At 66.8% G+C, this 11,867-nt stretch carries 14 protein-coding genes; 4 read left to right on the top strand and 10 right to left on the bottom strand.

The annotated features are described in order from the left end of the window. Window position 1 precedes the first annotated feature (1 nt). The 3 genes from T8K17_RS00545 to T8K17_RS00535 form a co-directional block, all read right to left on the bottom strand. Window positions 2-379, bottom strand: a complete 378-nt coding sequence (locus tag T8K17_RS00545) for an STAS domain-containing protein (RefSeq protein ID WP_322332584.1) — start codon at window positions 377-379, stop codon at window positions 2-4. After that, window positions 376-831 (bottom strand): ATP-binding protein, encoded by a 456-nt coding sequence (locus T8K17_RS00540; RefSeq protein ID WP_322332583.1) that lies wholly within the window; start codon window positions 829-831, stop codon window positions 376-378. Before T8K17_RS00540 ends, T8K17_RS00545 begins: the two co-directional genes overlap by 4 nt. Window positions 832-941: 110 nt before the next feature. Beyond that, window positions 942-2,054, bottom strand: a complete 1,113-nt coding sequence (locus T8K17_RS00535) for a hypothetical protein (RefSeq protein WP_322332582.1) — start codon at window positions 2,052-2,054, stop codon at window positions 942-944. A gap of 348 nt (window positions 2,055-2,402) precedes the next feature. Between T8K17_RS00535 and T8K17_RS00530 the strand changes: the two genes are divergently transcribed. Then, the gene (locus tag T8K17_RS00530) at window positions 2,403-3,194 is read left to right on the top strand and encodes a DUF4239 domain-containing protein (RefSeq protein WP_322332581.1); all 792 of its coding nucleotides are present in this window, start codon (window positions 2,403-2,405) and stop codon (window positions 3,192-3,194) included. Between the two features lie 9 nt (window positions 3,195-3,203). Here T8K17_RS00530 and T8K17_RS00525 read toward each other — a convergent pair whose 3' ends face one another. Next, the gene (locus tag T8K17_RS00525; protein WP_322332580.1) at window positions 3,204-3,797 is read right to left on the bottom strand and encodes a hypothetical protein; all 594 of its coding nucleotides are present in this window, start codon (window positions 3,795-3,797) and stop codon (window positions 3,204-3,206) included. A 127-nt stretch (window positions 3,798-3,924) separates the two neighbouring features. Here T8K17_RS00525 and T8K17_RS00520 point away from each other — a divergent pair, with 127 nt between their 5' ends. Continuing rightward, a complete protein-coding gene (locus T8K17_RS00520; RefSeq protein WP_322332579.1) occupies window positions 3,925-4,575 on the top strand; it encodes an AAA family ATPase in 651 nt (216 codons plus the stop codon). A 68-nt stretch (window positions 4,576-4,643) separates the two neighbouring features. Here the strand turns inward: T8K17_RS00520 and T8K17_RS00515 are convergent, their stop codons facing one another. The 5 genes from T8K17_RS00515 to T8K17_RS00495 form a co-directional block, all read right to left on the bottom strand. Then, on the bottom strand, window positions 4,644-5,627 hold the full coding sequence (locus T8K17_RS00515; RefSeq protein WP_322332578.1) for a hypothetical protein: 984 nt from the start codon (window positions 5,625-5,627) through the stop codon (window positions 4,644-4,646). A 327-nt stretch (window positions 5,628-5,954) separates the two neighbouring features. After that, window positions 5,955-6,569, bottom strand: coding sequence for a hypothetical protein (locus tag T8K17_RS00510; protein ID WP_322332577.1), 615 nt, complete (start codon window positions 6,567-6,569; stop codon window positions 5,955-5,957). Window positions 6,570-6,588: 19 nt separating this feature from the next. Continuing rightward, the gene (locus tag T8K17_RS00505) at window positions 6,589-8,091 is read right to left on the bottom strand and encodes a hypothetical protein (protein WP_322332576.1); all 1,503 of its coding nucleotides are present in this window, start codon (window positions 8,089-8,091) and stop codon (window positions 6,589-6,591) included. A gap of 41 nt (window positions 8,092-8,132) precedes the next feature. Then, the gene (locus T8K17_RS00500) at window positions 8,133-8,540 is read right to left on the bottom strand and encodes a hypothetical protein (protein ID WP_322332575.1); all 408 of its coding nucleotides are present in this window, start codon (window positions 8,538-8,540) and stop codon (window positions 8,133-8,135) included. 230 nt (window positions 8,541-8,770) lie between these two features. Then, complete coding sequence (locus T8K17_RS00495; RefSeq protein ID WP_322332574.1) at window positions 8,771-9,109, bottom strand: hypothetical protein; 339 nt, start codon at window positions 9,107-9,109, stop codon at window positions 8,771-8,773. 431 nt (window positions 9,110-9,540) lie between these two features. Here T8K17_RS00495 and T8K17_RS00490 point away from each other — a divergent pair, with 431 nt between their 5' ends. Together T8K17_RS00490 and T8K17_RS00485 are read left to right on the top strand one after the other, a co-directional pair. Further along, window positions 9,541-10,341 (top strand): hypothetical protein, encoded by an 801-nt coding sequence (locus tag T8K17_RS00490; RefSeq protein ID WP_322332573.1) that lies wholly within the window; start codon window positions 9,541-9,543, stop codon window positions 10,339-10,341. Window positions 10,342-10,439: 98 nt separating this feature from the next. Beyond that, entirely contained in the window at window positions 10,440-10,865 is a 426-nt protein-coding gene (locus tag T8K17_RS00485) for a DUF6524 family protein (protein ID WP_322332572.1), read from the top strand. A 58-nt stretch (window positions 10,866-10,923) separates the two neighbouring features. Here the strand turns inward: T8K17_RS00485 and T8K17_RS00480 are convergent, their stop codons facing one another. Continuing rightward, window positions 10,924-11,820, bottom strand: coding sequence for a DUF4440 domain-containing protein (locus T8K17_RS00480; RefSeq protein WP_322332571.1), 897 nt, complete (start codon window positions 11,818-11,820; stop codon window positions 10,924-10,926). Between the last annotated feature and the right edge of the window lie 47 nt (window positions 11,821-11,867).

The following is an 11,867-nucleotide window of genomic DNA, read 5'->3' as shown; positions in this document are numbered from 1 at the left end:
CTCAGCCGGCGGCGAGTACCGCGTTGAGATCCGGATAGACCTTCAGGATCGTCAGGAACCCGCTGATCTCGAAGACCTCGCGGATCTCCGGCGACATGGAATGGATGGAGAACTGTCCCTTGGTCGCCGCGGTCCGCTTTGCGGCCACCAGCAGAACCCGCAGCCCGGCGCTCGACACATAGTCTATCCCGCCGAAATCGACGGTGATCTTCGGCTGTCCGCTGCCGATCAGCTCCAGCAGGGTCTTTTCCAGCACCGGGGCCGTGTTGCTGTCCAGCCGTCCCTTGGGGGCGACTTCCAGCACGTCGCCATGGGTCGCGGTATCGATCTGCATAGTTCCGGGTCCTTCCAGGTCGGTCTTCAGGGTCGTGTCTGTCACGCCGGCGCGGCGATCGCCAGGATCATGTCGAGAATGTTGCGGTCGCCGGCGCGGGTATAGCGTACCTCGGCCATCACCGTCTTCACGATGTGGACGCCGAGACCGCCGATCGGCCGGTCCTCCACGCTGGCGTCGATATCCGGGAGCGGCGCATCGGCCAGCGGATCGAAGGGGCGACCGCTATCGGCGATGCGGATGGCCAGCCGGTCGTCCTCCAGCGTCAGGTCGATGGACACCGCATCGTCGCGGATGTCGCCGGCATCGAAGCCGTATTTGATAACGTTGGAGACGATCTCCTCAACCGACATGTCGAGGTGCATGGCGCTGCGCATGGGCAGGTCGTTCTCCTCGGCGAACCGGCCGAGCTCGCCGGCGATCCGATCGAGCTCCTCGCTCCGGTTGGCGGCGATGATCCGCAGGGTGGGTTTGGTCGGCACGCCGGTGTCCGCCATCGCTCAGAGCTCCAGGGCCGGCACCGCGGTCGGTCCGGCGGCGTCGGGGGGCACCGCGGAGGCCGAGCGGCCCTCGCCGGAACGGGGCGGCAGACTGCGCATGGGGAGCCTCATCCGGCCGCGTCGCGTCCGTCGGCTGCACCGGGTATCGGGTCCGCCGACAGGGCTTCCAGGGCGGAGATGATGCGCGCGGCCAAGTCCGGGTCGTCGCTGGCTGTGATCAAGAGTTTCCCTCGCAGTTCTGCGACATCGGCGGCGATCTTGTTCGCCGCGTCCGCCAGACGGCCATCGTGAAGATGGTAGTGAAGAATCCGGATCAGCCGGGTGATCTGGAGCAGGACCCGTAACACGGAGAACCCGAACTCCGGGACTGCCTTGCCGACGCCGGAAACCGTATTCTTCAGCATTCTCACATAGTTCGGCGCCAGCCGCATCAATCCAGACGCGAAATCGCGCACGACGGGTTCACTGACCGTCTCCACGTGCGGGTGGGCGTGGGCCCGTTCCTCCTCGACGGCGTCGAGCGTGCGCGAAATGACGACCACCACGTGCTCCACGGAGACCAGCATGGCGGCGATGTCGAAATGCACGAACATGTCGGCGTTATCGGTGCCGCGCTGGATCACGGCCAGCGCCGAGATCAGCGCGACGCGGCCGTAATGGTCGCGCAGCCGCCCGATCTCTGCGGCGGACTGCGGCCGGTTGAGATGACGGGCGACACGGATCGTCTCGTCCAGGAAGGCGAGATCGGCCGCGACGGCCCGATAGTCCGGGGCGTCCTCCGGCGACTGCTGGGCCTTGAACCGATCGACGCGGCGTTTCGCCTGCTGTGCCAGCGCCGCGCCCACCCGGGCGGCCAGTGCGCCGGCCTCGGTCCCGCTGCCGCTGGCGTGCTGCCAGGACGCGATCGCCGCGAGCAGGGTCGCCGCTTCGACGGCGGAGACAGGCTCGCTCCCGTCGGGACCGGCCGCGGTCAGGGACGGGGAGCTTTCGGTGTCCTCGAAAAGCTTGGCGAGGGCCGGGAGCGCCGTTCCGGTGATCTGCCGCTGCAGGCGGACCGCCCCCTGCTGGGCCGCGCGTCGGAGCTCGCCGCCCTCGGCCATGGCGCGGCGGTGGTCGTCCGCGAACCGCGACAGGCAGGCGATGGCGTTGCTTATGGCGACCGGTCCCGCCAGCGGGTGGACGAGGCTGCGTTCCACCGCCCGCAGACAGGCGTCGAACATGTTCGCGCTCAATCGCGGGTGCGCCGGCATGGCTTGGCGGGCCTCAATCGTGTTGTGTTGATGCGGCAAGGCTACTCCCTCCGCCCGGTCGATCCAACTGTCCAGGCAGCTATGTCGCGCCCGCAGCGATTGTCGTCACAGTCGACGGGGAACGGCCGGATGGGGTAAATGCAGTCCTCGGGATCAGGACCGGGGACGGCAAGGGCGGATCAACGGCGAGCGCCATTGACCGCGGGCTGAGATCCGGGGGAGGGTCACCGGGCGGGCGGCGCGATGCCGACCGGTGTTGAATGGCATGGGGCATGATCGTTCGAGCCGAACCGATCATGTTCCTGGGAGGCGGCGGCGATGACATACGATCTCGGTCTTCAACTGGCCGCCATTCCGTTGAGCACGTCGGTGCCCTTCATGATCGCGTTGGGCATCCTGCTGTCGATCATCGGATCCTGGCTGGTGAACTCCGTGTTCACGCCGTTCGAGCTGGAGCCGAACAACTCCGTCGGCGGGGCCAAGTTCGGCTTCCTGGGCGAGGTTTATGCGGTCACCCTGGGCCTGGCGATGATCGGGGCCTTCGACCATTTCACCACGGCCCAGACCAACGCCCAGCGGGAAGCGGCGACCCTGTCGTCCCTGTCCTGGGCTGCCGATACCTACGACCAGCCGGGGCAGGAGGTGGACCGCGCGGCGATGCGCCGGGCCGTGCAGGAATACGCGCGCGCGGTGGTCGAGAAGGAATGGCGGGTGATGAGCTACGGCATCGCCGATCCGGACGTTTCCTCCCGATTGGCCGACATGAACACCGTGTTCATGCGGGTCGAACCGGTCACAGAAGCCCAGAAGTCGCTGCAGCAGAACACGGTCGAGTGGGTGAACCAGATCAATGAGTACAGGTCGCTGCGGCTCACGACGGTGTCGCGGTCCCTGATCGCGCTGGTCTGGGCCGTGCTCATCAGCGGCACGCTGATGGCGATCATCTTCCCGTGGTTCTTCGGTACGGTGAACGTGGTCTCGCAGACCGTGATGTCGGCGCTGCTCACGTCCTTCCTGATGCTGCACCTGCTGATGGTGCTGCAGCTCAGTTATCCGTTCATCGGCGAGGCGTCGATCAGCCCGACGGCCTTCCTGAACGTCATACGCTGACGGGCAGGATTAGCCGGCGGGGTTCGGGACGAAGGTCCAGGACGCCTCGAGCGCATCCCTGTCGATCGTGATCGTCACACCGGTCATGGTCATGCCCGCCGGCGGCCGGTTGTCCTGCATGTCGGACGCGTTGAGCAGCAGCCGCACCAGCTCCATTTCCGGACGGAAGGGGGTCGCCTCCACTTCCAGCACGTCGCGCCAGAGGGCCAGCCGCTCATCCTTCTCGATCGCCCGTTCGTAGGCGAATGAAATCCCGTCGACCTGCTTGCCGTCCTCGGTGAAGCTGATCGACGTCAGCCGGAAGCCGGCCCGCTCGGCGACGGCGGCGAGGCCCGCCGGATTGTCGAAGGCCATCTCCGCGACGGTGCGCGCGGCGCTCTTGCCGCGATCCGGCAGCTCGATCCGTCCGATCGTGCTGTCGAACCAGGTGGCGATGGCCGACTCGATTCCCGAAACCCAGCCTGCCATCGTCTCCAGCGCGCTGCCGACCACGCCTGCGCGCGCCACGGACGGTTGAACGATGGCGAGCGCCGCCGCGAGGATCACGACCGACGCACCGCTCCGCAGAATTCTGCGGCTGGAAGAGGCAGGGAAGTGGTCCATTCGCGATCCGCCCAATCAGAAATTTTTCAAACTAAAGCGGAAAACCGGTCGGTCGGCAACATCATGGTATCGCTTGTGAGGGCGGTAGGTCATCATTGCCCGATCACTGCACAAGATGTTGTCCGCCATGGCCAGTATTCTCGTTATCGCCACCAGCAAGGGTGGAACCGGTAAGACGACCATCAGCGCAGCACTTGCCTCCTACTGGCGGGACCAGGGCAAGGCTGTCGCGATTCTCGACACCGACCCGAACGAGGCCATGGCCCGATGGGCCCGCAAGAGCGAGTCCGGGTTCAAGGGCATCTCGGTCTCGGCCAACGCCAACGAGCACGAGATCATCGAGTCGGTCTACGCCCTGGGCGAGGAGGCCGACGTGGTCGTGGTCGACACTGCCGGCTTCGGCAACCAGGCGATGGTCTATGCGGTCGGCGTGGCCGACATGGTCCTGATCCCGGTGATGCCCGACGAGGCCAGCCTGTTCGAGGCGGCGAAGATGAAGCAGGTCATCAGCAGCGCCAGCAAGCTGACCCGGCGCGAGATCCCGTTCCATTCGGTCCTGAACCGGGTGAAGAAGATGACGACCGTGGTGCGCCACACCGAGCGCAATCTGGAGCAGCTCGGTCTCAATCCGCTGAAGTCGCGGATCGGCGACCGGGTGATCTTCCAGGAGGCGTCCTATCACGGCGCCTCGCCCCTGAGCCTGGCGCCGAAGAACCGGGCGACCCTGGAGATCCGCAATCTCGCCCGCGAGATCGAACCCGTCCTGTTCGCTGAATAGAGAAGGGGACCGGCATCGCCGATCCCCTCATCTGTTTCCGGGCGGCGCCCGGCTTATTTCCTCCCGGATTATTTCCGGGTGCGGGCCACCGTTTCGATCATGAACAGCTCAAGATCCTCGATCGCGGTCTGAGCCTTCTGCTGGGCCTCGACCTGCATGACCCAGTCGGTGGTCATCGCCTTCAGGTTGTCCGGCAGGGCTTCCAGCTCCAAAATCACCGCGTTGAAGTCGGCGTCCTCGGCCGCCTTCTCCGCCCGGGCCATGATCGCCAGCGGATCGGTGCCTTCCGGCGTGGTCGTACCGTCCAGGCGCCAGCGCAGACGCGTGGTGGCCGCGGTCAGGTTGGCCATGGTCTCCGACACCCGCTTGGCGAGATCGCCTTCGGAATCGACGGTCTGATAGGCGGCCACGATGGCGTGGGACACGTCGCCGAACCCGGCCTGCAGCTCGCGCTTCGTCGGCACGCCGTCGGCAGCCAGCGGCTCGAGCGCATAGACGGAGGCGACCGTCTCGTTCTCGCCGACGATCGCGCGGAACAGCGCCAGATCCTCCTCGAACGGGTCGCCGGCCTTGATCGTCTCCTCCAGGTCGGTGGCGGCGATCATGATCGACGGCACCTTAACCGCCTCGATGGAGGCGCGCATGGTGTCCTGCTCGACCCCGAGCGCTTCGATGCTGGACTGCAGATTGGCGACGGCGGTCAGCAGCTCGGTCTGCTGGACCTTCAGGGCGTCGACGTCTGCCACCTTCACCGTCGGCCCGCCGGCGCGATCCTTGAGGACGGGGATCAGGATGGCGATGACGATGGCGGCGATGCTGAGAATGATCGGCAGGCTGACCAGACCGGAGCCGCTGGACGCGCTCGGCTGCGGTGCCGGGATACGGGTGTAGCCGCCGCCCGATCCCGAGCCGCCCGACCCGGAACCGCCCGACCCGGAGCCACCCGTGCTCGCGCTGCCCGATCCGGAACCGGACGAGGCTGCGGCGGCCGGGGTGGGGGAAGCCGGGGCGGGGGAGGTCGGGGCGGCGGTCGCCGCGGTGGTTTCCGTCACCGTTGTTGCCGACGGGTTGGGGCTGGTCGCCGCAACCGGCTCCGGCGTCGGCTTGTCGGAGACCGACGGAGCGGGCGCAGCGGCTGCCTTCGCGCCCGCCGTCGTGGCGGCCGGCGTAGAAGCGGCTGTCTTGCTGCGCGGCTTCGAGGGCGCCCGGGTCCCTGTCGACGCGGTTTTGCGCTTCGTCGTTTTGGCAGTTTTGCCGGTATCCTCGTCCGTCACAGCCTTTACCCCTTTTAGGTGAGCCTTACTTTCCCCAAACTATACTACAGGGGATTTGAAATGTATCGGCCGCTCCTGCTTTCCGACGCGGAAAGTCGGCCAGTACTAGTGCCCCGCCGGATGTCTCACATATCTGTAATATTGCAGGACGATCAGGGCGATCAGGGCGGTCCAGAAGTTGAAGGTGCACAGCGTATAGGCGAGGAGCGTGATCACGTATATGGCCAGGGCCTGCATCACGAGAACTTCATAGGTCATCGCGAAGACGCCGATCAGGAACTCTTCGCCGCGCAGGACGACGAGCGTGGCGATCGCGCTGGCGATCAGCGCACCACTCACCGCAATGCCGTAGAGCATCCACAGACCCGACAGGTCCCGGACGCTCAACATGCGCCACAGGGCCTCGTACCCGTACAGGCCGGGATCGGCGATGTCGGTGAGGAACTGGCGCCACGTCACGTCCCACGCCCCGCCGCTGGCGACGATCGCATTGATGTCGAAGGAGGGACGGTGCGGGCTGGCGGCGATGACGCCGATCCCGAGCAGCAGGCCGGTGATCATGGCCAGTTTCGACAGCAGCGGGATGCGATGGAAGAACACCAGCGGCTGGACGTGCCAGATCAGGTTCGCCACGACATAGCCGAGCAGCGGCAGGACGACCAGCACGATGCCTCCGACGAGCCGGGCGCCGAGGATCGAGAAAAGTTCTGCTGGTTCCACCGGAGGATCGACGCCGGCCCTACTGGACCTTGCTCGCCCCCTGGCTGGCCTGCTTCACCATCGACCGGTCGTAGACGATGGTCTCGAGCTGACGGACCGCGTCGGTCGCCTCGACCCTTTCGACCACGGCGCTCAGCCAGTCGGCCAGGGCCGTCGACCGGATCTCCGACTGGAGGCCCGCACCTTCGCGGATGACCAGCTCCAGATCGTCGCGATCCAGGGCTTCGTCCATGGTGGCGAGCGTCGCCACCAGACCGCCGCCTTGGCGCGCTTCCGGCACGGTGGTGGTGCCGACCAGCATGTTGAACCAGGTGCCGACCCGATCGGGCCAGGAATTCGGCTTGGAGACGAACATCCCCAGGTTGTTGACGATCAGCCGCAGGTCGCGGCGGAGATCGGGGATCGACTCGATTCCGTTCTGCGCCTGACGGGTCAGCTTCTCCAGGGCCGGCTGGATCCCCGGAGCGCCGTTCAGCACCCGCTTGGCAAAGGCCAGTTCCGGCAGGTAGGGCTCGGACCGCATCACCGCGTCGCGGAGTTGGATCACGGCGAGGACCGGCATGTTCTCCTGCTTGAAGGTCGCCACGGTCTGGGCGAGCTGGTCGTTCAGGTCGAGCAGGCTTTTGAAGTCGGTGATCAGGGAACCGAGACGACCGTTGAGCGTCTCCAGGCGGCCGTCCAACTCGACGGTCGCGGCGGCCAGCTCTTCCGAGCGTCCTTCGGCGGTCGTCTGCCGGTCGGCCAGAGCGCCGAGGTCGGTGCGGGTGGCATCGACCGACTCCTGCACCGCGGCGATGGCGCCGCGGATCTCGTCGGCGGACGCGCGAAGCTCTCCGCGCAGGGTATCGGTCACCGCGGTCATGTCGGTGTCGAGAGCGGCGAGGCGCTCGGCCTGGCTGTCGTTCGTCTGGGCGATGGCGTCGACCCGGGTGACCAGACCGTCGAGCTTCTCCGACAACTCGTCGCGCAGCAGCAACGCCCGCACGTCGTCGCCGGACACGCCCTGGGCGGCGGCGACCCGCGCGAGCGCCTGATTCAGCGCCTCGATGCGCTGATCGAGACCTTCATAGGTCACCTCCAGGCGCTGCGTGTCGTAGCCGGACAGGATGTCGATGGCGTCGTCGTTGAGATGCGGCTTGCCGTATTTGGTCAGCAGCGCATGGATTTCGCCGCGATAGCTCGGCGCCCCGATGGCGGCGATGGCGGCCGCCACGGCGATCAGCGCGAACACGAATGTCAGGAAGGCCGCGGACCAGCTTCCGCCCTTCTTGGCGGGCTTGGCAGGCTTGCCCGACCCGGAGCCTGCCGGCGCGCTGGTCGACGCGGTCCCCGTCCGGGCGGAGGAGGACGCGGAAAGGGCCGGACCGGACGCGTCCTTGGTGGCGGAAGACGACGCGGCGGTGGCGGAGGACGGCTTGTCGCTCGCCCCCGATCCGTCGGCCGTCCGGCTGCCCGGATACTGGCTCGCGAGCTTTGCGAGATCTTCTGGATCCACGTTGGGCAGCCGTGGTCGGTTCGCCATTCTAGTATCCTCGGGTTTCGGGCCGTTCTGGTCCCTCGTGCCTACGCAATCTGCTCCGGTATCGAATTGAACCAGCGCCGCGTGCGGATGATCCATCCGTCCCGCTTGGCGGTGATCCCCTCCTCCAGCATCAGACACTTCACGCGTCGCTTGGCCTCTTCCTCGGAGACCCGCTGCCGGGCCTTGGCCCGATACATCTCGACCGCCTGTTTAAAGTCTTTCCGGGACAGCTTGCGCTGCCGGTTCCGGCTGGCCTGGACGTTGAGAAACTCACGGGTGCCTTCGTCGGCCACCCGCTGCAGCACCAGTTTCTGGTCGTTGACGGTCGCCAGCATGGCGCCGTTGGCCTCGTCGAGGGAGAGGTTGAACCGCGTCATGCCGTCCTGCAGCAAGCGACGCTCGTCTTCCGCCCGGATGAAACCGCCGTTCATCCCCTCGATGCGGACCATGTCGGCAAACCGCCGCCGTGACTCTGGATCTGACACCATCGACTTACGCTGCCTACTCTGCAATTCCTTGAAATCCGGCGCATTTTATCAACGCTAATCGTCGGCGGTGCAATCGGAATACGATTCCGCCGCCGACGAACCGGAAGGCCCCGCCTAGGGAAACGCCTGTAACCGCTCGGTCCGATGCGTCCGGGAGGCTGACCTGCCGGACGCCCGGGGGCAGATGGGCCTTACAGCGGGCTCTCGAACAGCGGACCGTCGCGGGTCATCAGCCAGTGGGCGCCGACGCCGCCGGCCACGGCACCCGCCAGGGTCGCCATGCCGCCACCGCCCAGCATGTCCACCAACAGCGCCGCGCCGACCGAGCCGATCGCAATGGCCGCGAGGTCGTTGGTGGTCAGAACCACGGTCTTGGAACCCTGCCCGATCTGAAGCGCCGTTTCCCGGGCCGCTTCAACCATGTCGTTCATGCTGGACTGCATGCGGTCGACCATGGCGTTGAGGTTCTCGATCTGCTCCGGCGTCAGGACGGAACCGCCGACCGCTTCGGTCGAGGGCGCAGTCGTCACCTGTTGAGCCGACGCCACGGACATCGAGCCAATCAGGACTCCGGCTGAAATCAGTAAGAAAGCGAACGCTTTCATGCCTAGTACTCCCGTTCTTTTTCGTCGATACGTGACGTCGTGCGTATCAGCACACATAATGACCGAAGGCTGCTCCACCGTCATCCCGTTTATGGCCACAGACCTTTGATTTCTCGTCGCAGCACACCAGGAAGAGGGTCGTCAGATTGGGTCTTATGTATCGCATTTTCGCCAGCCTACTAATGCATAAAGTGTGGGGCGCAGTCCTGTGTATTGCGCTGACTGCAGGGGCTGCGCCGGGAAATGCGCAGCAAACTAGGACACAAGCCGCCCAAATCCTCGATGTTTCCGCAAAGCGGGCCGAGGCCTGGGTCAGGGATGACGCCCTGATCCTGCGCCGCGCGGCCGGGGCTCTGGTGGAGGCGCGGCTGAGCCGGCCCTACGACGAGGTCGCCGATCGGGTGCCGGAATACAGCGAGTGGGTGTACGGCTGGCTGTCGAGCCTCTCGGTGAGCGCGCGGCTGGCCGGGGTCGGCGCGCAGAGCGTCGGCGGCCAGCTCTGGCGCGGCGAGGCGATCGACAGCGGCGAGATCGTCCGCGATCTGGAGGCCTATGTCGGCGCCGCCTTCGAAGAACAAGTGATCAAGCCCGAGACGACCGAGCATGAGCTTTTCGAGGCCTGGCAGGACGCCGTCGACCAGCTCGCCCGGCTCGACCGCTCCCTGGCAGCCGACCGGGCGGCCCGGGGCGCTCCCGCCGCCTATGCCCGGCCGCTGCTGGTCGACTGGTATCCGGGGGCGCCGGACCGGCTGACGCGGGGACCGCAGGCCGTGCTGCACGACGGGACGGTCGATCCGGCCCAGGCAGACCTGGTGCTGGGCCGGGCCGTGCGGCCGCTCTCGATCCGCCTGCTGAGCGCCGCCACGCGTCTGGTGATCGTCCCGGTCGTCGTCCCCATGGCCGGCGGCGCGGCGCTCATGTCGGCGGTGGACACGGGGGGCTTGGTCGGGGTGTCGCTCGTCTCCGGCGCGATCGCCGCCGGCCTCTGGGGGACCGACTACCTGATCAATTGGGCCGACAGCGCCATGAACCGGCCGGTCTTCGAGGCCGAGCTGCGCCGGGTCATCGCCGAGCAGCGCGACCGGACCATCGCCGAAGCGCAGGCTCGGATGGACGCAGCGTTCTGCCGGGAAGTCACGGTCGCTCCCGCCTGTTGAGGCGACGCCTGCCCGCTTGCCTGATGCCCCGCGCGTTCGTAGGATGACGGATCGGCTCGAAGGCCCGGCGACGGAACGAAACGCGGCGGACGGATGGCATGGACGGACACTTCATTCTCGGCCCCGGCGGCATCCTGGCTCGGCTGCTCTATCCGGCCTTCATCGTGTTCGCGACCTACAACACCAGCGGCTATTCCTATTACCACTGGGTGGTCGACTACCCGGATCAGGACGTCATCCTGAAGGTCGCCTGTTTCGGCGTGCTGGGCTTCGCCTATTACAACATCACCGAGACCGGCGCGGTCGCCCTGCAGCGGACAGGCCTGCTGCTGGTCTCGATCGCCATGTCCGCCGGCGCCTGGTTCGCCATCGACAAGGATTGGGTGACGATCGACAGCCGGACCGACCTGATCAACGCCATGCAGGCCACGGTCGTGCTGATCATGGGTGCCGGGCTCTGCTACGCCCATATCCATTCGCGGATCGGCGGCGTGAAGATCGTCGAGGAAGGCCGCCAGACCTGACCGGTCTTGTAGGGCCGGTCCTCCGGCCCGCGACCGCCTCTGCCCTCTGACCTATGTTCTAGATCGCCGCAGCGCCCGGGTAGTTGCCGGGGACGCGCGAGGAATGGTGCATGGCGATCCGGCCGGGCCCGGAGACGGCGCGCACCGCGAAGCTGTAGCGCGCCGGCGTGACCACGGGACTGCCGGTCTGCGGATCCAGCCAGGTGAAGGTGTACAGCCCGCTGACCAGCGTCGCCCGGTCCGAGGACAGGCGCTGGAGTTCCTGCTGAAACCGGACGCTCAGCCCCTCGTAGGACGTCAGACGGTTGAAATAGGTGCGGATCTGCGGCGGTCCGATCAGGGGCTGATCCTCTGCCGTCGCCAGCAGCAGGGCGTCGGCGGTGTAGAGGGCGATGATCCGGTCCACGTTGCGCGACTGCAGCGCTGCGGCCCAGTCTCGCAGGACGTCGCCGGCGTTGCCGCCGCCAGCCTCCTGCTGGCCGTTGGACCCGCCGGTCGCCATCGGGACCGGCATCGGCGGAACCAGCGCGCGGGTGCTCGGCGTCGGATCGGGAATGCGGTCGAACCAGGAGGTGTCGGGCCAGATCCAGCCGGCGCGCGCCGGGGTCCAGCCGGACCGGTTGACGAGCTGGCGCACCCGACGGGCCGCCTCGGTCGGGGTGATCAGGTTGCCGGCGCGGGCCATGAAGAAATCGGTCGCCGCCTGGAAGTCCGCCTTGACGATCTTTCCGGCCTGCTTGATCCGACCGGCCAGGAAGGCGGCGGTTTCCTCGGCAACCTCGCTTTCCAGGACCAGGCCTGCCTGCCGCGCACCGATCAGCAGTGCCGCCATCGCGTCGTCGAGCCCCAGGCCGAGATTGGAGGTGGCCATGTTCAGCAGGGCGCGCTCCTCTTCCAGCGCAATGAAGCGCCGGCCGCTGCGAAAGCTGCCGATATAGTCGAGGAACTGCTGCATCACCCCGGATCCCATTCGATTTTACGGCGCATTAGGGCGCGGGCGGG

This window comes from Thalassobaculum sp. OXR-137 (assembly GCF_034377285.1).
Lineage (GTDB): Bacteria > Pseudomonadota > Alphaproteobacteria > Thalassobaculales > Thalassobaculaceae > Thalassobaculum.
Note: the sequence above shows the minus strand (reverse complement) of the source record. Positions and strands in the feature narration are given on the sequence as shown.

Excerpts from the sequence above, each read along its gene's own strand:
- T8K17_RS00535 (WP_322332582.1), bottom strand. The coding sequence starts at position 2,054 with ATGTTCGACGCCTGTCTGCGGGCGGTGGAACGCAGCCTCGTCCACCCG.
- T8K17_RS00505 (WP_322332576.1), bottom strand. The coding sequence starts at position 8,091 with ATGGCGAACCGACCACGGCTGCCCAACGTGGATCCAGAAGATCTCGCA.
- T8K17_RS00530 (WP_322332581.1), top strand. The coding sequence starts at position 2,403 with ATGACATACGATCTCGGTCTTCAACTGGCCGCCATTCCGTTGAGCACG.
- T8K17_RS00480 (WP_322332571.1), bottom strand. The coding sequence starts at position 11,820 with ATGCAGCAGTTCCTCGACTATATCGGCAGCTTTCGCAGCGGCCGGCGC.
- T8K17_RS00485 (WP_322332572.1), top strand. The coding sequence starts at position 10,440 with ATGGACGGACACTTCATTCTCGGCCCCGGCGGCATCCTGGCTCGGCTG.
- T8K17_RS00525 (WP_322332580.1), bottom strand. The coding sequence starts at position 3,797 with ATGGACCACTTCCCTGCCTCTTCCAGCCGCAGAATTCTGCGGAGCGGT.
- T8K17_RS00520 (WP_322332579.1), top strand. The coding sequence starts at position 3,925 with ATGGCCAGTATTCTCGTTATCGCCACCAGCAAGGGTGGAACCGGTAAG.
- T8K17_RS00500 (WP_322332575.1), bottom strand. The coding sequence starts at position 8,540 with ATGGTCCGCATCGAGGGGATGAACGGCGGTTTCATCCGGGCGGAAGAC.
- T8K17_RS00540 (WP_322332583.1), bottom strand. The coding sequence starts at position 831 with ATGGCGGACACCGGCGTGCCGACCAAACCCACCCTGCGGATCATCGCC.